The 19,230-nt window shown below is 43.0% G+C and carries 31 protein-coding genes; 26 read left to right on the forward strand and 5 right to left on the reverse strand.

Annotation, left to right across the window (positions count from 1 at the left end; genetic code table 11):
* The first annotated feature begins 34 nt into the window (after window positions 1–34).
* The 4 genes from RBB45_RS13880 (at window position 35) to RBB45_RS13895 (ending at window position 1,899) form a co-directional block, all read left to right on the forward strand.
* Window positions 35–463: an NUDIX hydrolase gene (locus tag RBB45_RS13880; RefSeq protein WP_101548639.1), complete on the forward strand. Its 429-nt coding sequence runs from the start codon at window positions 35–37 to the stop codon at window positions 461–463.
* Window positions 464–595: 132 nt separating this feature from the next.
* A complete protein-coding gene (locus tag RBB45_RS13885) occupies window positions 596–1,057 on the forward strand; it encodes an NUDIX hydrolase (protein WP_101548641.1) in 462 nt (153 codons plus the stop codon).
* Window positions 1,058–1,104: 47 nt separating this feature from the next.
* A complete protein-coding gene (locus RBB45_RS13890) occupies window positions 1,105–1,668 on the forward strand; it encodes a DUF3267 domain-containing protein (protein ID WP_253618908.1) in 564 nt (187 codons plus the stop codon).
* 57 nt (window positions 1,669–1,725) lie between these two features.
* On the forward strand, window positions 1,726–1,899 hold the full coding sequence (locus RBB45_RS13895) for a hypothetical protein (RefSeq protein WP_009794578.1): 174 nt from the start codon (window positions 1,726–1,728) through the stop codon (window positions 1,897–1,899).
* A gap of 76 nt (window positions 1,900–1,975) precedes the next feature.
* Here the strand turns inward: RBB45_RS13895 and RBB45_RS13900 are convergent, their stop codons facing one another.
* Window positions 1,976–2,338, reverse strand: a complete 363-nt coding sequence (locus RBB45_RS13900) for a cyclic-phosphate processing receiver domain-containing protein (protein WP_129613119.1) — start codon at window positions 2,336–2,338, stop codon at window positions 1,976–1,978.
* Window positions 2,339–2,601: 263 nt separating this feature from the next.
* Between RBB45_RS13900 and RBB45_RS13905 the strand changes: the two genes are divergently transcribed.
* The 4 genes from RBB45_RS13905 to RBB45_RS13920 all read left to right on the forward strand — a co-directional run bounded on the left by RBB45_RS13905 (window position 2,602) and on the right by RBB45_RS13920 (window position 4,711).
* The gene (locus tag RBB45_RS13905) at window positions 2,602–3,138 is read left to right on the forward strand and encodes an HPP family protein (protein WP_306009758.1); all 537 of its coding nucleotides are present in this window, start codon (window positions 2,602–2,604) and stop codon (window positions 3,136–3,138) included.
* A gap of 157 nt (window positions 3,139–3,295) precedes the next feature.
* A complete protein-coding gene (locus tag RBB45_RS13910) occupies window positions 3,296–3,529 on the forward strand; it encodes a hypothetical protein (protein WP_224948632.1) in 234 nt (77 codons plus the stop codon).
* 64 nt (window positions 3,530–3,593) lie between these two features.
* Window positions 3,594–4,040, forward strand: a complete 447-nt coding sequence (locus tag RBB45_RS13915) for a GNAT family N-acetyltransferase (RefSeq protein WP_009794573.1) — start codon at window positions 3,594–3,596, stop codon at window positions 4,038–4,040.
* A 209-nt stretch (window positions 4,041–4,249) separates the two neighbouring features.
* Entirely contained in the window at window positions 4,250–4,711 is a 462-nt protein-coding gene (locus tag RBB45_RS13920; protein WP_022544586.1) for a CarD family transcriptional regulator, read from the forward strand.
* Window positions 4,712–5,066: 355 nt separating this feature from the next.
* Here RBB45_RS13920 and RBB45_RS13925 read toward each other — a convergent pair whose 3' ends face one another.
* A complete protein-coding gene (locus RBB45_RS13925; protein ID WP_022544585.1) occupies window positions 5,067–5,303 on the reverse strand; it encodes a hypothetical protein in 237 nt (78 codons plus the stop codon).
* 192 nt (window positions 5,304–5,495) lie between these two features.
* Here RBB45_RS13925 and RBB45_RS13930 point away from each other — a divergent pair, with 192 nt between their 5' ends.
* The 17 genes from RBB45_RS13930 to RBB45_RS14010 all read left to right on the forward strand — a co-directional run bounded on the left by RBB45_RS13930 (window position 5,496) and on the right by RBB45_RS14010 (window position 15,892).
* On the forward strand, window positions 5,496–5,918 hold the full coding sequence (locus tag RBB45_RS13930; RefSeq protein WP_022544584.1) for an NUDIX hydrolase: 423 nt from the start codon (window positions 5,496–5,498) through the stop codon (window positions 5,916–5,918).
* A gap of 23 nt (window positions 5,919–5,941) precedes the next feature.
* Window positions 5,942–6,406: an NUDIX domain-containing protein gene (locus RBB45_RS13935; RefSeq protein WP_224948633.1), complete on the forward strand. Its 465-nt coding sequence runs from the start codon at window positions 5,942–5,944 to the stop codon at window positions 6,404–6,406.
* 96 nt (window positions 6,407–6,502) lie between these two features.
* The gene (locus RBB45_RS13940) at window positions 6,503–6,676 is read left to right on the forward strand and encodes a hypothetical protein (RefSeq protein WP_180827273.1); all 174 of its coding nucleotides are present in this window, start codon (window positions 6,503–6,505) and stop codon (window positions 6,674–6,676) included.
* A gap of 159 nt (window positions 6,677–6,835) precedes the next feature.
* Window positions 6,836–7,111 (forward strand): hypothetical protein, encoded by a 276-nt coding sequence (locus RBB45_RS13945; RefSeq protein ID WP_148949982.1) that lies wholly within the window; start codon window positions 6,836–6,838, stop codon window positions 7,109–7,111.
* A gap of 286 nt (window positions 7,112–7,397) precedes the next feature.
* Window positions 7,398–7,796, forward strand: coding sequence for a hypothetical protein (locus RBB45_RS13950; RefSeq protein ID WP_248138070.1), 399 nt, complete (start codon window positions 7,398–7,400; stop codon window positions 7,794–7,796).
* 92 nt (window positions 7,797–7,888) lie between these two features.
* Complete coding sequence (locus RBB45_RS13955; RefSeq protein WP_129613127.1) at window positions 7,889–8,317, forward strand: VOC family protein; 429 nt, start codon at window positions 7,889–7,891, stop codon at window positions 8,315–8,317.
* A 42-nt stretch (window positions 8,318–8,359) separates the two neighbouring features.
* Complete coding sequence (locus RBB45_RS13960) at window positions 8,360–9,028, forward strand: Type 1 glutamine amidotransferase-like domain-containing protein (RefSeq protein WP_306009759.1); 669 nt, start codon at window positions 8,360–8,362, stop codon at window positions 9,026–9,028.
* 205 nt (window positions 9,029–9,233) lie between these two features.
* Window positions 9,234–9,578, forward strand: a complete 345-nt coding sequence (locus RBB45_RS13965; protein ID WP_224948650.1) for a PadR family transcriptional regulator — start codon at window positions 9,234–9,236, stop codon at window positions 9,576–9,578.
* On the forward strand, window positions 9,575–9,916 hold the full coding sequence (locus RBB45_RS13970) for a DUF1048 domain-containing protein (RefSeq protein WP_224948652.1): 342 nt from the start codon (window positions 9,575–9,577) through the stop codon (window positions 9,914–9,916). The genes RBB45_RS13965 and RBB45_RS13970 overlap by 4 nt, the downstream gene beginning before the upstream one ends.
* A 157-nt stretch (window positions 9,917–10,073) precedes the next feature.
* Window positions 10,074–10,847, forward strand: coding sequence for an ABC transporter ATP-binding protein (locus RBB45_RS13975; protein WP_224948654.1), 774 nt, complete (start codon window positions 10,074–10,076; stop codon window positions 10,845–10,847).
* Complete coding sequence (locus RBB45_RS13980; RefSeq protein ID WP_224948655.1) at window positions 10,837–11,586, forward strand: ABC transporter permease; 750 nt, start codon at window positions 10,837–10,839, stop codon at window positions 11,584–11,586. Before RBB45_RS13975 ends, RBB45_RS13980 begins: the two co-directional genes overlap by 11 nt.
* A 276-nt stretch (window positions 11,587–11,862) precedes the next feature.
* Window positions 11,863–12,579 (forward strand): hypothetical protein, encoded by a 717-nt coding sequence (locus tag RBB45_RS13985; protein WP_224948656.1) that lies wholly within the window; start codon window positions 11,863–11,865, stop codon window positions 12,577–12,579.
* Between the two features lie 393 nt (window positions 12,580–12,972).
* Window positions 12,973–13,341, forward strand: a complete 369-nt coding sequence (locus tag RBB45_RS13990; protein ID WP_224948660.1) for a DUF2089 domain-containing protein — start codon at window positions 12,973–12,975, stop codon at window positions 13,339–13,341.
* 3 nt (window positions 13,342–13,344) lie between these two features.
* Window positions 13,345–13,734 (forward strand): SHOCT-like domain-containing protein, encoded by a 390-nt coding sequence (locus RBB45_RS13995; protein WP_224948662.1) that lies wholly within the window; start codon window positions 13,345–13,347, stop codon window positions 13,732–13,734.
* Window positions 13,735–13,736: 2 nt separating this feature from the next.
* Window positions 13,737–14,006, forward strand: coding sequence for a hypothetical protein (locus RBB45_RS14000; protein ID WP_224948664.1), 270 nt, complete (start codon window positions 13,737–13,739; stop codon window positions 14,004–14,006).
* A gap of 230 nt (window positions 14,007–14,236) precedes the next feature.
* Window positions 14,237–15,649 carry an MFS transporter gene (locus RBB45_RS14005; RefSeq protein ID WP_009794555.1) on the forward strand — a complete coding sequence of 471 codons (1,413 nt, stop codon included), beginning with the start codon at window positions 14,237–14,239 and terminating at the stop codon, window positions 15,647–15,649.
* A gap of 78 nt (window positions 15,650–15,727) precedes the next feature.
* Entirely contained in the window at window positions 15,728–15,892 is a 165-nt protein-coding gene (locus tag RBB45_RS14010; protein ID WP_022544582.1) for a hypothetical protein, read from the forward strand.
* A gap of 51 nt (window positions 15,893–15,943) precedes the next feature.
* Here RBB45_RS14010 and RBB45_RS14015 read toward each other — a convergent pair whose 3' ends face one another.
* The gene (locus RBB45_RS14015) at window positions 15,944–16,297 is read right to left on the reverse strand and encodes a DUF5661 family protein (RefSeq protein WP_224948665.1); all 354 of its coding nucleotides are present in this window, start codon (window positions 16,295–16,297) and stop codon (window positions 15,944–15,946) included.
* 213 nt (window positions 16,298–16,510) lie between these two features.
* Here RBB45_RS14015 and RBB45_RS14020 point away from each other — a divergent pair, with 213 nt between their 5' ends.
* Window positions 16,511–17,518, forward strand: a complete 1,008-nt coding sequence (locus tag RBB45_RS14020) for a DUF3231 family protein (RefSeq protein WP_022544581.1) — start codon at window positions 16,511–16,513, stop codon at window positions 17,516–17,518.
* Between the two features lie 59 nt (window positions 17,519–17,577).
* On the opposite strand, the gene RBB45_RS14025 is transcribed toward RBB45_RS14020, so the two are convergent.
* Both RBB45_RS14025 and RBB45_RS14030 read right to left on the reverse strand, forming a co-directional pair.
* Window positions 17,578–18,333 (reverse strand): SDR family oxidoreductase, encoded by a 756-nt coding sequence (locus RBB45_RS14025; RefSeq protein WP_094767881.1) that lies wholly within the window; start codon window positions 18,331–18,333, stop codon window positions 17,578–17,580.
* Window positions 18,334–18,600: 267 nt separating this feature from the next.
* Window positions 18,601–19,155: an MEDS domain-containing protein gene (locus RBB45_RS14030; protein WP_094767882.1), complete on the reverse strand. Its 555-nt coding sequence runs from the start codon at window positions 19,153–19,155 to the stop codon at window positions 18,601–18,603.
* Window positions 19,156–19,230: the final 75 nt, after the last annotated feature.

Raw genomic sequence — 19,230 nt, forward strand, 5'->3', positions numbered from 1 at the left:
AGGTCAAGGGGACGGAAGCTGCTGAGGCGATTATATGAAACTTGACTTTTACCAACTGGATATAGTGGACCAGAGGCAGTTAAAGTTTGCAGTAATAAGCGCCATCTACAAAGGAAAATGGGTGTATGTCAGGCATAAGGATAGAACCACATGGGAAATTGCAGGAGGACATAGAGAATTTGGAGAAAACATGGAGGGAACGGCCCAAAGAGAGTTATGTGAAGAAACGGGCTGTATAGATGGCGAGTTGATCCCAATATGTGACTATTCATTAGGCGATACGGCTGTTAAAAAATACGGAAGGCTATACCTTGGAGTAATAAGGGAATTGGGCCAGCTGCCTGCTTCAGAAATTGATGAGATCAAACTGTTTGAGGATTTACCCGTAAACCTTACTTATCCGGAAATCCAGCCGAAGCTGTTCGAAAAGACATTGGCGTTTATAAAACGCTATGAACAGTGATATACAATCAGGTTAGTTCCGTTAAGTAAGCTGAGCAGCTTCAGCTTTTTACCGCAGCAATATTTGGATAAAAAAGGAATTCTCATATTCTCTCTAGAATCTATATATAAATCAACTATAGGAGCACCTGATATGCACACAATACCTAAACACATTATTGCGGTTTCGGCGCTTATTGAAAACGAAAAGAATGAAGTGCTGCTGGTTAAGGTCCAATGGAGAAAGGATACCTGGGAAATGCCCGGGGGCCAGGTGGAGCTTGGGGAGCCGCTTGATCAGGCAGTCGTAAGGGAAGTTCTTGAGGAAACCGGACTGCATATCAAGCCCGTTGGCATCACAGGTGTTTATTATAATTCGACCAAGCAGATATTATCTGTTGTTTTTAAAGCATGGCACATCAAAGGGGAAATCAAAATCCCGCCTGAAGAGATAAGCGAAGCCAGGTTTGTGCTTTTAAATGAACACAATATTGGCCAATACATAACCCGGCCTCACATGAAATCACGGACACTGGATGCGATGAAAGCGAAGAATATCGTTCCTTATGAGACTTGGGAAATGGATCCTTATAACTTGGCAGGAAGGCTATATTGACCCTCTTTTTTTGCGAAGACAACCTGAAAAATTAAAGGAGCACCCCTATGATTCATTGGTTCCGCCACTTGCCCCAATTACATATGAATTCCTCTGAATGGACCCCTTTCATACAGAACAGCTGGTTCCGGGAACATTTTATGAAATTTGCTTATTTACTTCAGATTGTTATGTTTTTGGTGCCTGGCCTCATGGGAGGGCTGTTTACTGAATTACCCCTTTATATGCTCATTCTAATTGGAATTGCTGTCTTTATTGTTCATGAACTTCTGCACATTATCACCGTATATAAAGAAGGTGATATAAGCCTGACATTCAGCGGAACATTTTTTTGGCTGAATACCAATACCATACTATCAAAAAGAAGATTCCTGGTCTTTATGAGCCTGCCGTTTATAGGGTTGTCAGTGGTGCCAGCCATAGTGGCTCTTTTCGTAGCAAGAGAAATGCAAACGCTTCTCTTATTTGTAAGCTGGATTAATTTCATCATTTCAGCTGCAGATATCATTAATTCTTTCTTAATAGCAATCAAGCCGAAAGGCGCAGTGTTCTGCAGGGGGTATTACCGGATCGTTCAGATGAGGGAGCAGATTGTAGATGTAAGAGATTAAGACAGCTGGTGCAATCTTCAAAACCAACTGCAATCCGCGACCTATAGGAGGGATAGAATGGGTTTACTCATTACATTCATGAGCATATGGATCTTCACCTTCATGTTTGCAAGGCTGTTTAGTTTAGTTGGCGGCAACTGGAGCTTGTTTGCTAAAACGTATTGGCAAAATGACATAGTCATCTGTTTTGGACAGTCTCTCCTCATTACGTTATTGCTTGAAATGATGTAATGTCTGGGAATTTTATGCCATAAATATCTGGAAAAAATAATAAGCCAAGAGAATCATATCCCTTGGCCAATCTATATTACTGGTAATGTTTCAGCATCATGGGAGTATAGGAATCCAAGGGCAGGGGTCTTAAAGAGAGGGTCGTGTCATAGGAGTAAATATGGCTGCTTTGTGCCAGCTTAAGGCATTTATACATAGCTTTTCCGCCAACCGCATTTGCTGAATGAACGGTTATATGGTCTGCAGAGAGTTTTTCCCTGACCATAATTTTGACCAGAAGCATACCGTTTTCTCTTTTGCTTTCCAGGTCATGGTCCAGTGATAAATGGCCAATTTCATAGGTGCGGAGAAGTTCTAAACATTCCACAATTGTATTCACATATACGAATCCATCCGGCGGTTTCCTATAGTCATCTAAGAATACATTGATTTTTTTCAAATTTCGCCCCCTTAATAAAGAGTGACTAAGAAAAGTTTCTTGTCCTTCATTAAAACCATAACACACCTTTCATGTATAGGTTAACATTCTTTACTATGGCAGCCAGTTAAACTACTAACGTAAACTCGACTGTTTTTACTAAATACTGTTACTTTGGCCTTGCCTCATTCGTATATTCATATATAAGAGCCCATACATACTAATCGCCATGTTAGGACGGGAGCTTTTCTGTCTGCGATTTTCATTTTTAGGGGGGGATATAGTTGGATATTAAATTTTCAAACAGGCCGAAGATATTTACTTTAGGGTTAATCTTTGCATTAGGTTGGCTTCCTCTGGGCTTTTTAGTCTTGATGTTTTATCAAAAAATAAATATATTCCCGGATACTGTTTATTTTCAGGATACGCCGAGTAAAGCTTATATGGTAAATATAGTGGGCGGTCTGCTTATAACAGCAGGTGTTCTGCTTTTCTTGCTTGAGAAATTGTGGATAAAGGCTATTGGTGTGCTTGCCATATTGATTGCATTTACGCTTATATTTGGTGCCCTTCATACATACACCTATATTGATTCAACAGGGATTCACACTGCACCGCTGGAGGGATTTAAAGAAGAAGTAACTCTCTGGAATGATATTAATCAGGTTGTCATCGTCCTTGATAAGGGCGAGCCCGAACAGCTGGAGTTTGAAAGTGAAAATGACACGTTTATCTATACATTAAAAGAGTATATGCCCAGAATGAAGCTTAGAGAATGGTTAGATGGCATTGGGGTTAAATATAGCGAGAGGAATATGTGACGAATCACATTTCTTTGCATACAGTCATTTGATCCGGTCTGAATACTTGAAAGCAGAAGCAGCTGCCATCCAGGCGGCTTTTCTTGTTTCGGAAGGTACAGGTGTCTGGTCAATATTGGTATATTATAGTAAGGGCATCTTAAGAGGGGGAAATACGATGGAAAAAAAATTAAGGGCCATGCTCGTTTTTCCAGGGGTGTTATTAGTCTTATTCGCATTGAGCAATGATAGATACAGAGAGCTGATATACATCGGCTATATCTTACTGTCGTTAAATCTGATCATTCTGGGCATCCAGGCCTTCAAAGACAACAAAAAATCCACGTTTGCTTATGCTATTACAGCCATATCACTTTTAACCATTTTTCTTTCACTCAAAATGTTATTGTAATAACGGAATTTAAGCAGCAGCCAGGGGAGCTTTTTTTACCAAGAGTGGAGGTTCAGCTTAACTCATGAGTATTGTGCATATCAGAAAAATGGATGCTTCCAATGAATGTGAAGTCAGGAAGATCAAACTAAAGCCCGGACAGGAAAAATTCATTGAAACTGTTGATGAGTGTTTGGAAGAAGCAGGTACATACAGTGAATGGCAGCCAGTGGTTATATATAGTGATGAAGAAGTGATTGGTTTTGCCATGTACGGCTCTTTTGGACCCAACAAAGATACATGGATTGACAGAATCATGATCGATGAAAGATATCAGGGCAAAGGCCTGGGGAAATTGGCGATGTTAAAACTGATTGATATCGCTTCAAGACAATATGATGTAAATGTTATCTACTTAAGTATCAAAGAAGAAAACAGGACAGCTTATCGTTTATACAAAAGTATCGGTTTTGAGGATATGAACGAAATAGATCCTCAGAATGGAGAGCTTTTATTTAAGTATACAGTTTGAGTAAAAGCTGCTCCCTGCTTATAGGCATAAGGGCAGGTCTGCTGTCCCTGTTTTAAAGGAATGGGCCAAGGGACCTGTCCCCTTGGCTTTTTTTAATTTTAGAAGGGTAAGTTATTGACAGTGAAAAATAATTTGTGGTATTATTAAAAATTTGATTAAAATATACATGTGTGTTAAGATTAAGGAAGTTGCGATATGGAGGGGATTATTTGTTTCAAATTGACGATAATGTTGTTTATCCGATGCATGGGGTAGGGATCATTAAAGCGATAGAAGAAAAGGAAGTTTTAGGGGAAAAACAACAATATTATGTCATTAAAATGTTGGTCGGCAATATGGAAGTTATGATTCCTGCAGGTAAGATAGTGAATTCAGGTATACGTCCTGTTACTGACATCATTGCATTAAAGCAACTTATGAATATTTTCCAGAATGGGGAAACAGATAGATTACTGCCCTGGAAGCAGCGATTTAAAGTGAATACGGATAAAATAAAAACAGGGAAAATTCAGGAATGTACGGAAGTTGTACGCGATTTAATGCGTATGAAGAAAGAAAAAGCACTTAACACAAGCGAAAGACAAATGTTGAATAACGCACATGAAATTTTGATCAGTGAACTGGGATTAATGAAAGGAATCACTGAAAACCAAATAAAAAGTTTCTGTTAAAGCAGCCTTAAAATATCCTTAATCAAAGTAAGGCTGCCAAGACACTCAACTTCTCCAACTCACCATTAGAAAATTAACCTCTTTTGTTATTTCTGCCGTCATCCATTTCAATCATTCATATTTCTACGACAAAGTATCTCCATACAACTCGATAAAATTGTCCCTAAAGTTTTTGGCAAATCCTGATTCACACTGGCACGGACACGGAGCCGTAAGGATGAAAGAGAGGCAGGGCTTTCATTGTTTTGGGTATATAAAAAAGAGATAATGGGACAGTTTTACTGTTCCATTTATAAAGGGCGGGTACAAGGAAAACTGGCTATCCGACCCGCAGGCAAACAAAAAAACCTCTGAATCAGAGGTTTTTTTGCAATTCAGAATTCAATTCTTTGTCAATCGCTTTGAGTGTTGATTCTATCGTATAAAATGTGTCAACAGCCTGTGTATGGGCATGTGTGACTTCAAATAGGTTTTCTTTATAGCATACATACAATACCGGCTGCTGGTTGTCATCATTGAAAGTTAATGAAATTTCACAGTTAGGGTATTCCTGTATGGTAGTTAACATTGTTCTCATGTGATCTAAAGACATATAGTCTCAGCCTCCTTCCACTATGGGGGGAGGTGACTAAGTAAAGTCTCGTAGTTCCCAACATATTTAAATAATTGATAATAAGTATAACATACTTTGTGCTTTTATCCAGAAAGAGGAGCCAGCTGGTAAAAGAAGGAATTGTTCTGCGTGTTAGAGAAGGTATGTAAGGCAGAAAAAAGGAGTGTGTTCATGAAAAGAGTAGATGTAGTCTATTCACTTATCTTTGATGAAAAACAGGAGAAGGTATTGGTTGTTAGGAATTTTAAATATGATAATTGGTCTCTGCCGGGCGGTTCGGTTGAAGCAGGGGAAACCTTATCACAGGCAGCTATTCGGGAAGCAAAAGAAGAAACAGGCCTGACGATTGAGGTTGATGACATAATTTCTGTAAATGAAGCGATGATGAAAAATCATGATCATCATGCCGTTTTCATTACATTCAAAGCAAGAGTCATAAGCGGCGAGATCAGTATACAAGATACTGAAACGATAGCAGAAGTAAGATGGGTAAGTTTAGAAACTGCTGATGAAATGATGCCATATCATAAAAATGGGATCAGGTATTTGCTGGGTCAGTCAGCTCCCTATGTCTTTCAAGGGGAAGTGCGGTAGTTTAAGGGAAGGAGACAGAGAGTGTGTCCTATCATATAAGAGTTAAAGCAGGTGCAGTCATTATCGAGCAGGGCAAAATTCTGCTGACAGAATATAGCGATCCAAACAGGGGTATCTTGTATGATTTTCCTGCAGGAGGTGTGGAGCCTGGCGAGACTATAACAGATGCTGTTAAAAGAGAAGCTAAAGAAGAAGCGTGCATAGAAGTGGAGGTCGGCCCATTGGCCTTTGTCTATGAATATGCACCGCATTTGAATGGCGAAAAATATGGGCCGGTCCATACCCTGGTGATGATGTTTGAATGTACTAAACTGAGCGGCTCGGCTGCAAGGCTTCCAGAACAGCCAGACCCTAATCAGACGGGCGTTAAGTGGATAGCATTATCGCGGCTTGGAGATATTCAGCTCTATGCAGACATAGGAAAGCAAATTCAGGATTATGCCATACATAAGAGGAATATTGATTTGATTGAGGAGCAGCGTCTTTAATAAGCTGAGGAATCATTACAACAGGAGATATGGTGCAGGTCTGTGGGCTGAGCCAAGGGACCTGTCCCCTCGGCTCAAAAATGAGGAGGCTTTCTAATGAGCAACTGGTGGTATAGTTTATATTTCGTAATTTTAGGAGTTGTGTCTTTTTTCACGCGGGAGATTGTAACTTTTATCATGCTTGGTTTTATATTGTTGAGCCTGAATAACATCAATAATACGCTGAAAAAAATACACGATAGTACTGATAAAACGGTTCAAGAGAAGTAGCTCTTTTTCAAAAAGCACTCTAAATTAGGGGCCTGTCCCAGGTTTGTAAATGGTACTGAAAGCTGGGAAAATCCTTCTTTTAGTGGATCTGGGCCAAGGGACCTGTCCCCTTGGCTCGAGGAAGGGCTGCCCATTATCTATGACTGGTCAGACAGCTCTTTGTCACATCCTTTCTTAAGCGTCACTGTGTTTTTAAATGAGGCAGCCGAACTTTTTTCTGAAGAGTTCGCGGATGAATTGCTGGAAGCGTACTTAAGCTGCTGGGCAGAGTGGGGTTTAGAGGAAGACCTGCGCAAAGAGTACCTGAACGTTCAAAGAATTGCGCCATTATTTGGCTTGGCTGTCTATCAAAATGAAATCTTTCCTTTTTTCCAAAAGAATTGGGATAAGAATCGGATCATCCAGGAATATATTCAGTTATGGCTTGATGCGTAAGATACACCTCCGCTATAGTTCTGGTGAAAATGTATTCTGATTTTTACCTAAAGTAAATAAAGATAGGAAGTTGGGGGGCTTTTATTTTGGGTCCTAATAAAAAGAAAACAGAAGTTATGTGGGCAGGGATCGGTTTAGCATTGGGTGGCAGGTGTTGGGGCGATACTTGGAATCGTGGCATACAATCAGCAATGGCTGGGCTGACAATAAATACGTAGAAAGTATATAGAGAGTGTCTTTTTCCCATTTAAACAATCATTATGCAGAAGGAGGTACGGCCCTGCTTATGAACTTAGATAACTTTCAGATTCTTGAGGTGTCAAAGGACCACATTGGAAGATACCTTAAATTGAAGGTAGAGCTTCCTGATGGTGACAGTGTAATCCGATGGGGATTGGATGAGTTTACATACAGGCAAATAAAAGAGGTTGTATCTAAGAAGTATTTTGATTCACTTGCTATCGACTATCAATATGAAATGGTAACCTGTGTCGGGACATACAAGGAAAGTCTGAAGGAGCCGCCCGGTTACAGAGGGACAATCAGATGTATCCAGGGAAATCGTGCAGCAAGAATTGAATTTTCTTGTTCGTCGAAGTTTGCTGGAAATATGGAATGGTTCAGGAAAGAAGTGAGCGGAGTGGAAGATATAGAGCATTTGCTTTGGGAGAAATACCTTTCTTAAAATGAACAATTTTTAGGAAGGTATTTTCAGCAGCCTATTGAAATATAAGAATGGTGATTCTGCCAATTAAATTTAGGTGAAGAGGTGTGAGGATGATTAAGTCGATGTATCCGTACTTAGTAATGAACGGGAATGGTCAAGAGGCAGTGAGTTTTTACAAAGATGCTTTAAATGCAGAAGTGGTTTCCGTCCAGACGTTTGGTGATATGCCTGACAACCCGGAATTCCCTTCCCCGCCTGAAGTAAAGGACCGGGTACTGAACGCTCACCTGAAGGTAGGGAATATGGATTTAATGCTTTCTGACACATTTCCTGGCCAGCCTTACCAAATTGGTTCCCAGGTGACGATTGCTCTTATCGCAGATGAATTAGAGCAGACGAAGGGGATATTCGCTAAGCTTCAGGATGGCGGGAAAGTGGACATGCCGCTCCAGGAGACTTTTTGGAGCCCTTTATATGGGCAGGTTAGTGATAAATTTGGTGTGATGTGGCAGATTTCTGCTGCGGCTAAGGACTACTAATGGTGGGGGGGTTCCTGAAATTAAACCGCAAGGAGCGATGTTATGAAGTTTCTGCTTACTTCTGGCGGCGTTAATAATAAGAGCATAAACGATGCACTTGTCGATATGCTGGGCAAACCGGTCGCTGACTCAACGGCCTTATGCATCCCAACCGCCATGTATGGGCACCCCTGGGTCGGCCCCGGTGTCAAAGCCTGGGAGTTCATCAGCGGAAGTCCCGGTAATTCCATGGTCGATCTGGGCTGGAAGTCGATCGGTGTGCTGGAGCTCACAGCTCTCCCAAGCATCGATGAAGACCGCTGGGTGCCGCTTGTCAGGGAGACGGACGTCCTGCTGGTGTCAGGAGGGGACGCCCTCTACCTTAGCCACTGGATGCAGCAGTCAGGACTGGCAGACCTTTTGCCGTCCCTGCAGGCAGTCTATGTGGGAATGAGTGCCGGAAGCATGGTGATGGCACCTAACATCGGGGAATACTTTGTAAGCTGGACTCCGCCCGACGGTGGTGATGCCGCGCTTGGACTGGTCGAATTTGCAATGTTTCCGCATCTGGACCACGAGATGCTTCCGGGAAACACCATGGCTGCCGCAGAGAAATGGGCCGCCGGGATGAAGGGGCCAGCTTATGCAATGGATGATCAAACGGCCATCAAAGTGGTTGACGGAGCAGTGGAAGTTGTTTCTGAAGGGCAGTGGAAACTGTTTTCTAAGTGATGTCGCTCCTGCGCCAAAAATTTAAATAACAGCTGCCAGCCAGGCGGCTTTTTTTCTTTTTGCAAAAATGGGCAGCCAACAGCTTGAATGTACTTGACAGACAACGCTAATCGGTAATACTATATAGTTAGTAATAAGTATTACTGAATACCGGTTATACAGAGTACTGAATATTTAAGTGAGATATAGACGGGGGTAAAAGGAATTGGAAAATATCACAGAAATGCTTAAAGGGGTGCTTGAGGGCTGTGTGCTTGAAATCATCAGCCGCGGTGAAACTTACGGCTATGAAATCACGCAGCAGCTCCGGCAGCTCGGCTTTACTGAGGTGGTTGAAGGGACTGTTTACACCATTACCATGCGGCTGGAGAAAAACAATCTCGTGGATATAGAGAAAAAGCCCTCAACTGTGGGACCGCCGCGAAAGTTTTACACCCTCAATGAAGCCGGCCAGGAGAAACTCAAGGTGTTTTGGGAAAAATGGGCCTTTGTCTCGGAAAAAATTGATGAACTCAAAAATAAACCAATCAAAAAGGAGAATGCAAAATGAGTATATTTGAAAAAATCATCGGCAGCCTGGAAGACAAGCGGGAATGGAAAGCGATGGAGGCGCGTGCGAAGGGACTTCCAAGCGAGTACACTGCCGCGTATAAAGCGATCCAGAAATATATGTGGACTGCAGGAGGCGGTCCCACTGATTGGAAAGACACCAAACGCATCTTCAACGGCATTCTCGACCTTTTTGAGGAAGGGGCAGCCGAAGGCAAGAAAGTCACTGACCTGACTGGTGAGGACGTGGCTGCTTTCTGTGATGAGCTGGTGAAGGATGAGAAAACCTGGAATGATAAATACCGCAAGAAGCTGAATGATACCATTGGGCGAGGATAAAGGCGGAAATATAACGATTGAAAAAGAATACCTACTGAATAGTCAGGTGTGAATGGATGCCTGCTATTCAGTATTATTTTTAGACAGGTAATAAGTAATACTGATTACCAGTATAACTAAGTAGTGGCTTTTGCCAATTTAAAAGGGAGGAATTTATATGAACCATTCAGCGATTTCTGTTAAAGGGTTAACAAAATCCTTTAAAGACAAGAAAGTTTTAAAGGGGGTGGATTTTGAGGTGAGTCGCGGCGAAATTTTTGCATTGTTGGGTTCCAATGGGGCGGGCAAAACAACGACTGTAAACATTCTCTCGACGTTAGTGAAGGCAGATGATGGTAAAGCGGATATTTGTGGTTTTGATGTTCAGCGCCAGCCGGGGCATGTCCGCCAGAGAATCAGCCTTACCGGGCAGTTTGCAGCTATAGACGGCATGCTAACCGGGCGGGAAAACTTAATGATGATTGCTGGGCTAAGGGGAGTATCCGATCCAGCAAACGTCGCCGGCCATCTGCTTTCCAGATTCAGCCTGACTGATGCGGCAAGCATCCGTGCAGATAAATATTCCGGCGGGATGAAGCGCCGGCTTGACCTCGCTATGAGCCTGATTGGGAGGCCTGAAGTAATTTTTCTCGATGAACCGACCACAGGACTTGATCCCGAAGCACGGATAGAAGTGTGGAATACCGTCAAGAAGCTTGCCGGAAGCGGCACAACTATTTTGCTGACGACCCAGTATCTGGAGGAGGCCGAACAGCTGGCCGACCGCATCGCCATTCTGCATGATGGAAAAATCATCACCATTGGAACCCTTGCTGAACTTAAGGCGATGTTTCCGCCTGCAAAAGTGGAGTACATTGAAAAGCAGCCGGCATTGGAAGAAATATTCCTCGCGATCATCAGCAAAAAAGGAGGAGATGGAAATGAAAAGTAACACAGGGGTCCTGCTGGGACGTTTAATGCGGAATATTATGCGCAGCCCTGACACAATTGTCACGGTGGCCATTACGCCGATCATGATGATGCTGCTGTTTGTTTATGTTTTTGGTGGAGCTATAGAAACGGGAACGGAAAACTACGTGAATTATTTACTGCCAGGTATTTTGCTGATTACGATCGCATCGGGCGTCGCTTATACATCCTTACGTCTCTTTAATGATGTGAAGAGCGGGCTGATGGCCCGTTTTGTCACTATGCCCATCAAGCGATCATCTGTATTGTGGGCACATGTGCTGACTTCGCTGGTCTCTAATGCACTCGCTGTTGCAGTTGTCATCCTTACTGCATTCTTAATGGGCTTCCGCCCGCATGCTGATATCCTTGATTGGTTCACCGTAGCCGGTATACTCCTGCTGTTTACCTTGGCCCTGACATGGCTGGCGGTCATTCCGGGATTGACGGCGGGATCTATGGAAGGGGCCACAGCTTATTCATATCCTTTAATTTTTCTGCCCTTTATCAGTTCTGCTTTTGTCCCTACCGAAACCATGCCCAAAGCAATTCGCATTTTTGCTGAGAACCAGCCAGTGACTTCGATTGTCAACTCGGTCCGTGCCCTCTTATATGATGGCGCTGCCGGGAGCGGGATCTGGACTGCACTTGCCTGGTGCCTTGGCGTTATGATCATTGCTTATTTGATTGCCGGTAAAGTCTTTAGACGGCAATTGCGGTAAGAAAAGGAGGAGGCTCTTTCGTGGTGTCTGAGCGGAATTTGATTATTTGGCCCAATAATCTGCCAACTCTGCCAATTGTCCTCAACGGTTGACTGGAGCTCATCTGCAAACTATTTACACAGCGGCTTCTTGGCTTCCAGCCAGTCTGACACTATATTCAGCTGCCGATCCGGCGGCTTTTTCTTTATAACCGCCCAACAAAGTAAAAATAGATGGTACCATGAAACAATAGTGTTCTATTGTTCCGTATAAGGGAAAAGAAAAGGAGGGGGACCGGTGAAGAATACAGCCAGGCTATCTATATTGATGGCAATCATGACCATTCTATTATACGGATGCTCTCAAAAGGAAATACAATATTATTCAAATCCAGATGTTGCTTTGCTTCAAGATAATAATCGTGTTCAAAAAGGTGACTATCAGCTGTCCGTAGCGGATGATCAATTAATTATAGACAGCAAAAAGAAAAAGTTCGAGGTTTCTTTACCTGAACATCACAGCAGTATTCAAAGTTTTCATTTTTCATATGATAATCGGTATTTAGCTTATGATGCTGTCGTGGGTAACGCTGTTAAAATTTTTGTCGTTGACTTAGAAACGGGTGAAAAGGTCAATTTGTCCGAAACGATCGGTTATAAGTATGACTACAATGGCTACCATTCATCCTGTGGAATTGCCTGGGCGCCTGACCAGAATATAATCGCCTTTATCGGTGGATATAATGATTCAGCCCGAATAAATATTTATCACTTTGATATGGATGAGGAACTTCAGGCTCCTGCAGGTTCACTCATTTTTAATGATATATACGGTGTCAAATGGGATGTTACAGGGAAATCCATCTATTATACTGCTGATTCACTTGAGAATGAAAATATGTATGGACTTTATCAGACTGAAATCGAATCAAAGGGCAGGTTAATTGGCGGAAAAGTGGAGAAGGTTTCTGAAATAGACAAGGATGAATATAAGGAATGGGTGAATAATTCGTAAAATAAGAAGGAAGAAGCTTTACATATAGACATAGTAACGAGCATAAACAGCTCCACCAATTTTTCATGATACTGGTCAATGGACAATCAGCCGTCTGCCCTTCGCCGCCGGCAAGTCGAGCTGTGCTACGATCTTATGTTAAATTATATTAGTTTCCTGAATGAAAAGAATTAAGACAGAATTTTATATCCGTTAACTGATGCGATGCCTCATCAATGAGGGTCGCTTTTTTTTGTGTAATTTCCTTGGTTATCATTAAGAAAATTAATTTTTATAAAGTTAAAATTGAATTATTTAATAAAATACATATTTTTAATAAAAATTATAAATTAACTATTTAAAAAATGAAAATCCTGGTGTATGATTTGATTAACTAAAAGAAAGGAGCATGGTATGGCGTATCCTTTACTCACTAATTGTCCTGTTTGCACAAATGCGCTGACGATCACCAAGCTGCAATGCAGCCATTGCCAAACCACCGTAGAAAATGAATTTGAGCTTTCCAAACTGGCGGCTCTCGGTCAGGAGCAGCTGTACTTCATTGAGATTTTCCTAAAAAGCCGCGGAAATATCAAAGAGGTCGAGAAGGAGCTTGGCATCTCCTATCCGACTGTCAGAGGCAAATTGGATGAAATCATCACTGCTCTTGGGTACTCCACTCAAAAGAAACCTGAAGTGGATAAGAAAAAGATTGTATCAATGCTCGAAAAAGGCGAGATTTCAGCAGAGAAAGCCATTCAGTTATTGAAGGAGGGAGAATAGGCCATGAAAGATGAAATTTCAAGGGTCTTAACGCTGGTGGAGGAAGGAAAGCTTGATAAGGAAAAAGCAGGTGAGCTGATCAATGTCCTGCAAGGCAAAGATCAGCCAGAGCTGGTGGCGGTGAAAAAAGAAGTGCCTTATGGTAATAAAGTGCTGAAGATCCGTGTGAACTCCAGTGAAGGCGATAATGTAAATGTAAATTTGCCGATCAACCTGGTCAAGGCTGTCCTGAGAGTAGGGACCAATATTGCTGAAAGAATTCCTGAGGCAGCCAAATATGTGAAGGATATAGATGTCGACCTGCTTATTGCAGCGATTGAAAATGAATTGGACGGACAAATCGTTGACATCATCTCGGCCAATGGCGACAAAGTGCTGGTGGTGATCGAATAATTATGTTAAAGGTCAAGGTGAAAGCAAAGGATAAAAGGTTTTCCATACCCGTGCCCTATGCCATATTGAACGCAGCCGGTCTGGTTATCACATCCAAAAGGATTAACCGCTTTATCAATAAAGCCATCGAGAAAGACGGAAGTAAGTTTGTTTTTCCTGAAATTGACAGGAAGGATTTAAAGCTGCTGCTGGAGGCCATTTCTGATTACAGAGGGGTTACCCTTGTGGACACGAAATTGAAGGACGGTACTGAGGTAGTGGTGAAGCTTTAAGAGACATCTATCATGTTGTTTTTGCGGCTGCCGTCGAGGCGGCTTTTTTCATTTTTCTTAAATTTTTCCTGCCATCCCCGCCTATTTTTCCAGTATTCCTATGTTTTAACCCCCAAATAAAGGGAAAAAACCTACTAAGCTAGTTAGTTAGATAGTATGTAGGAGGGGGAAATGTGAAGGAACAGCAAGAGAATCTAGAAGCTAAAGATATTACTGTTGTGGACAGTTCGATGGCGAAGAAGTCCATGATGGGGACATCCATCGGGAATGCGATGGAGTGGTTTGATTTTGGTATCTATTCATTTTTAGCAGTAACGATGGGAAGGGTGTTTTTTCCGGAGATTGACCCATCTTTTCAATTAATATACGCGTTTGCCACGTTTGCGGTGGCATTTATTGCTCGTCCGCTCGGCGGTATGTTCTTCGGGATGCTTGGTGACCGGATAGGCAGGAAGAATGTGCTGGCCATTACGATGATCCTGATGGCGGCTTCCACGCTCAGCATCGGCTTGATCCCGGGCTTTGCAGCGATTGGGATCACAGCTCAAATTTTACTATTATCAGCAAGGCTTGTGCAAGGTTTTTCAACCGGCGGGGAATATGCCGGGGCTATGACCTACATAACCGAAACAACTCCTGATAAAAAACGCAGCTTCATGGCCAGCGGCCTTGAGGTTGGAACACTGGTCGGCTTTATTGCCGGCGCCGGCCTTGTTACGCTGCTGACCTTTATGCTTGGCAGCGAGGCGATGACGGCATGGGGCTGGAGAATTCCGTTCTTCATTGCCGCTCCGCTTGGAATCATCGGCTTCTATTTCCGTAATCATTTAGGTGAAACGCCGGCTTTTGAGGCGATGAATGAATCGATTGAAGAGAAAAAGAATGAAAGTGTTACGCTAAAAGAGATTTTTGCCGGACATTGGAGAGCATTATTGACTTGTACGGCGATTGTTATTTTCTACAATGTTATGAGTTATACCGTTCTGACTTATATGCCGTCTTATATGTCAGAAGAGCTCGGGTACAGTGAAGGGAAAGGGCTCCTGATGCTTGTTCTTGTGATGATCGTCATGATCCCGATGGTATTGGCAATGGGGCATTTGAGCGACAAATTCGGACGGAACCGCATTCTGAAAGCCGGCCTGATTGGCGCGGTTGTCCTGAGCATCCCTGCTTTCATGCTCGTCCGATCGGGCAGCACCATGGGCGCTTTCCTTGGATTGCTGATCCTCGGCCTGCTGCTGACGACTATGCAGGGCTCACTGCCGGCAACACTCCCGTCGTTATTTTATACGAAAGTGCGCTACGGGGCACTGGCAATCACGTATAATACAGCAACGTCGCTGTTCGGAGGCACAACACCGCTGCTGGTCGCATGGCTGGTGAGCGTAACCGGCAATAATATGGTGCCAGCTTATTACCTGATGGGCATGTGCCTGTTCGGCATCATTGTGGTCACCCTGTTTGTCAGGGAGACGGCAGGAAGATCGCTTCGCGGTTCTGCACCGGTTGTTGAGCATCAGAGCGAAGTGAAGGAAGTCCTTAAGAATCCGGAGAGGGCCTACTGGTGGAAGAATGAAGGAAGAGCCAGGAAAGGCGCTTTGGGTAAAGGGTTATTGGCTGGATTGTTGAATAAGCATTAAAAAAAAGGTGCCTGACTCCAAACGCATACAAGCTGTGCTTATGGAGTCAGGCATTTTTTTAATAAGGAGGGTGCAAGGGTGAAAACCATGTCTTTGCGATTGATATTTATCATAGTGGGGGCTTTAGTTGGAGGACTCATTGTATATCTTATAAACGGGGAATTTCCACTGGGTGTCCTGGCAGGCTTTGCGGCCGGCGCGGTGATTATTCTTGTTTTAGCTGTGTATAGAAGAAAAGAGTGAGGCGACCTGTCCCGCTGTCCCAAGATACTTAAGAAAGTGGGGGAATGCACCTCATTTATTCCAATAAGCCTTCGCTTCTTTCTCCAGCACCTTTAGCCGTTTGTAGTAATCAGGAAACTCGTTAAGGTGTGCGAGGGCAATTTTTCCAGTGGTGAGGGGGTCATCGCCTGTGACATTCGTTTGGCTGGAGATCTTACCGTGCTCAAGCTCTGTATTTACACCAAGCCAAAATTCATTTAAATCAAACCTGCTCTTAGTAAAATCGATTCCCAGCAGCAAAGCGATGGCAGCTGCTTCTTCTTTGGAAAAAGTCTTTTGCCTGACAGCATGATGGGGATATGGATATCTTACACTATGCCTATGGCCAACGATGAAACGGTGAGAATAAGGATCATGAAAGTACATGTACATCACTCCTAGAGGGCAGATTACGTTAGTAGGCTATGAATTTCAAAGTGAGATGGTGTCTGGCTCCAAGTCTTTTATACTTGGGAGGAGCTTGCTTTTAGAAGGAAGGACAAGGGAACTGTTCCCCCTAGCCCTTAGGTATGTGTTCAAACATATTTCTCCTTATTCAGGAGATAATAACCCTTATGGACTTAAATAGGAGGAAAAGGCATGGAGACTCATCATAATCATATGAAGCTAACCGCCGCAGAATTGAGTTATTTATGGGCTTCTTTCATGGCAGACAGTATGGCGGTTTGTGTATTAAAGTATTTTCTTCGTCATATTGAAGATGAAGATATCCAAAAGCTTGGTTCCCATGCTTTGGATTTGTCACAGCAGCATGTGGAGATCATAAGAGGGATCTTTACAGAAGAAGGCATCCGGATTCCGCAGGGATTTACGGAGGAAGATGTGAATTTAGAGGCGAAGCGATTGTTTTCCGACGTTTTTTATTTGCGCTACATACACAATATGGCAAAGGGCGGTCTTGCCACTTATGGCCGGGTGCTGCAGAATACATGGCGGTCTGATATTCATTCATTCTATTCCAAGTGCTTAACCTCAACAATCGAATTAAAGACCGAGGCCAATGAGCTATTATTGAAAAAGGGACTGAGTGTGCGCCCGCCAAGCATTCCATATCCGGAAAAAACGGAGTTTGTTCATAAGCAGTCCTTTATTCTGGAAGGGCTGGGGAGGAGGGAATCCCTCACCGGGTCAGAGGTGACGAATCTTCATGCAAATATCCAGACGAATCATTTAGGAACCTGTATGGCTTCAGCCTTCAGCCAGGTGGCCAAATCAGATAAGGTCCGGAAATATATATTAAGAGGAAAAGAAGTTTCCCGGAAACATATAAAGGTTCTGAGCCGCTACTTGGAGATGTGTTCATTGCCTGTCCCCATGGGCTTTGACCAGGAAGTAACCGAATCAACCGAGTCGCCATTTTCAGATAAATTAATGATGTTCCACTTTGGCCTGATGATTTATGCCGGAATCGGCAACTATGGAATAGCCATTTCAGAGAGCAATAGAAGCGATCTGGTTATTGATTATGAGCGGTTTACTGGAGAGGTCCTCAAGCTATCTGAGGATGGAGTAAATCTGATGATTGAAAACGAATGGATGGAGCAGCCGCCATTGGCAGCAAATCGCAGGGACTTGGCGAAGGATTGATAAAAAAGAGGTGCCATTGCCCGGAACAGGGGGGCAGGCACCTTTTTTGAGCTGCAGGATCATCCCCTCATAAACCCGCCTTCCGAATGGATAATCTGGCCGGTGATCCATTCAGCATCTTCGCTTGCCAGGAAGGCAGCAAGACGTGCAGTATCATCCGGTGTGCCAATCCGGCCCATTGGAAATTTAGGCAGGAGGTGATTTCTGATACCGTCTGTCATCCACGTCGAATCGGTTGGACCTGGATTGATAGCATTAACGGTAATCCGAAGCGGTGCAAGCTCCTGTGCTAATGATCTCGTAAAAGCAGAAATGGCGCCTTTGGTCGCTGCATAGGCCAGTTCCCCTGGCATTGGGGCTATATCCTGACCGGATGTCATGTTGATGATGCGGCCAGACGGTGAACCTGAGTCTTTAAACCGGCGGGCAAACTCAGCACACAGAAGAAAGGTGGACCTCATATTGACCGAGTAATGAAGGTCAAGTGTGCTTGCATCTAACGATTTATAATCATTATTAACAGAATGAGCGGCATTGTTAACCAAGATGGACGGAGAGCCCAGTCGGCCTGCAGCTTCTTCATAGATGGCCAATGCCGCATTTGCATCTGTCAGATCCACCTTCAGTGCCTCGCAGCGTACACCAATATCAGCAATATCCTGCTGAAATTGTTCAATCCACTCAGCATCAGAATGCCAGTGTGTAAAAAATATATCTATATCCTGTGAAGCCAGCTTTCGGCAAATTGCTGTACCAATTTCATTTTCACTGCTCGCACCTGTTATCAGTGCGGCCTTTCTTCGAGAATGACTCATTGTTTTTACCTCCCAGTATAGAGAACGATTTGATGCTGGCAAAAGAGATGCAGAGTCACCGAAAATAGCACACCCCTTTTACAATTTCTGCCTGGCCGATGGCATGATATGGTTCCATACCAGATCATTAAAATGTTATGAATATTCAGTTGATTAATTGTATCATAGGGTGAATGGGATGAGAAATCTATACATTAAAGAAGCAAAAAGCCGATAAACTAAGCAAAAAACCCGGTTCCAGTAGGGTTGGAACCGGGTTAAATATGATTAAGAAAGGTACATGACTTCCTCATCATTTATAACTATATTATGGCAATTGTGCAAAGCCTTCCTGAATGAACCAGGGGTCTTTCCTGCAGGATAAACACATACAGACAAGATACCTTTTTCGTTGACACTCTTATCGACTATCTGTTCATACTCTGCTAATTTTTCGTAAATCTCCTTGTCTTCTCTCCATTCTACGAGTCCCCAAGTACTAATAGAAGTCTTTTTCTCCAAATGCGGTTCAAGTGTTTTTAAAAATTCACTGACCACAATATGAGGATGGAAATTACCTTGGGCATAATAGAAATCGTAATTATTCATGACTAGCAAGTTGGATAATTGATCTGTGCTAAATTCTTTATGGAGCCTTTCCTGAATCAGGCGAAGATTTCGATCATTTTCAAGAAGAAAGATGAAATCGCCATTCCTGATGCCCGCCGAGATAAAAGAAACGGCATTATTGATATAATTTTCTTCCTGGTTATAAAGATAGCAGATATGTCCGCCATTATTCTTCTTATACTCGTGATACAAATCCACAATTAAACTGTCCATGCATATCTCCTCATCTATAGATGTTTATAACATTGGTAAAAATGAGCAACCCCATACACAGCTAAACAATATCAC

It is taken from the genome of Bacillus sp. MMSF_3328, from assembly GCF_030733525.1.
Taxonomy (GTDB): Bacteria; Bacillota; Bacilli; order Bacillales; family Cytobacillaceae; genus Bacillus_AB; species Bacillus_AB infantis.

Bases quoted from the DNA above. Each gene is read 5' to 3' on its own strand.
- RBB45_RS13915 (WP_009794573.1), top strand. From the start codon at position 3,594: ATGAGTATTGTGCATATCAGAAAAATGGATGCTTCCAATGAATGTGAA.
- RBB45_RS13930 (WP_022544584.1), top strand. From the start codon at position 5,496: ATGAAAAGAGTAGATGTAGTCTATTCACTTATCTTTGATGAAAAACAG.
- RBB45_RS13960 (WP_306009759.1), top strand. From the start codon at position 8,360: ATGAAGTTTCTGCTTACTTCTGGCGGCGTTAATAATAAGAGCATAAAC.
- RBB45_RS13970 (WP_224948652.1), top strand. From the start codon at position 9,575: ATGAGTATATTTGAAAAAATCATCGGCAGCCTGGAAGACAAGCGGGAA.
- RBB45_RS13975 (WP_224948654.1), top strand. From the start codon at position 10,074: ATGAACCATTCAGCGATTTCTGTTAAAGGGTTAACAAAATCCTTTAAA.
- RBB45_RS13895 (WP_009794578.1), top strand. From the start codon at position 1,726: ATGGGTTTACTCATTACATTCATGAGCATATGGATCTTCACCTTCATG.
- RBB45_RS13880 (WP_101548639.1), top strand. From the start codon at position 35: ATGAAACTTGACTTTTACCAACTGGATATAGTGGACCAGAGGCAGTTA.
- RBB45_RS13910 (WP_224948632.1), top strand. From the start codon at position 3,296: ATGGAAAAAAAATTAAGGGCCATGCTCGTTTTTCCAGGGGTGTTATTA.
- RBB45_RS13950 (WP_248138070.1), top strand. From the start codon at position 7,398: ATGAACTTAGATAACTTTCAGATTCTTGAGGTGTCAAAGGACCACATT.
- RBB45_RS14015 (WP_224948665.1), bottom strand. From the start codon at position 16,297: ATGTACTTTCATGATCCTTATTCTCACCGTTTCATCGTTGGCCATAGG.
- RBB45_RS13885 (WP_101548641.1), top strand. From the start codon at position 596: ATGCACACAATACCTAAACACATTATTGCGGTTTCGGCGCTTATTGAA.
- RBB45_RS13940 (WP_180827273.1), top strand. From the start codon at position 6,503: ATGAGCAACTGGTGGTATAGTTTATATTTCGTAATTTTAGGAGTTGTG.
- RBB45_RS14030 (WP_094767882.1), bottom strand. From the start codon at position 19,155: ATGGACAGTTTAATTGTGGATTTGTATCACGAGTATAAGAAGAATAAT.
- RBB45_RS14005 (WP_009794555.1), top strand. From the start codon at position 14,237: ATGGCGAAGAAGTCCATGATGGGGACATCCATCGGGAATGCGATGGAG.
- RBB45_RS14020 (WP_022544581.1), top strand. From the start codon at position 16,511: ATGGAGACTCATCATAATCATATGAAGCTAACCGCCGCAGAATTGAGT.
- RBB45_RS13995 (WP_224948662.1), top strand. From the start codon at position 13,345: ATGAAAGATGAAATTTCAAGGGTCTTAACGCTGGTGGAGGAAGGAAAG.
- RBB45_RS13980 (WP_224948655.1), top strand. From the start codon at position 10,837: ATGAAAAGTAACACAGGGGTCCTGCTGGGACGTTTAATGCGGAATATT.
- RBB45_RS14000 (WP_224948664.1), top strand. From the start codon at position 13,737: ATGTTAAAGGTCAAGGTGAAAGCAAAGGATAAAAGGTTTTCCATACCC.
- RBB45_RS13955 (WP_129613127.1), top strand. From the start codon at position 7,889: ATGATTAAGTCGATGTATCCGTACTTAGTAATGAACGGGAATGGTCAA.
- RBB45_RS13890 (WP_253618908.1), top strand. From the start codon at position 1,105: ATGATTCATTGGTTCCGCCACTTGCCCCAATTACATATGAATTCCTCT.
- RBB45_RS13990 (WP_224948660.1), top strand. From the start codon at position 12,973: ATGGCGTATCCTTTACTCACTAATTGTCCTGTTTGCACAAATGCGCTG.
- RBB45_RS14025 (WP_094767881.1), bottom strand. From the start codon at position 18,333: ATGAGTCATTCTCGAAGAAAGGCCGCACTGATAACAGGTGCGAGCAGT.
- RBB45_RS13925 (WP_022544585.1), bottom strand. From the start codon at position 5,303: ATGTCTTTAGATCACATGAGAACAATGTTAACTACCATACAGGAATAC.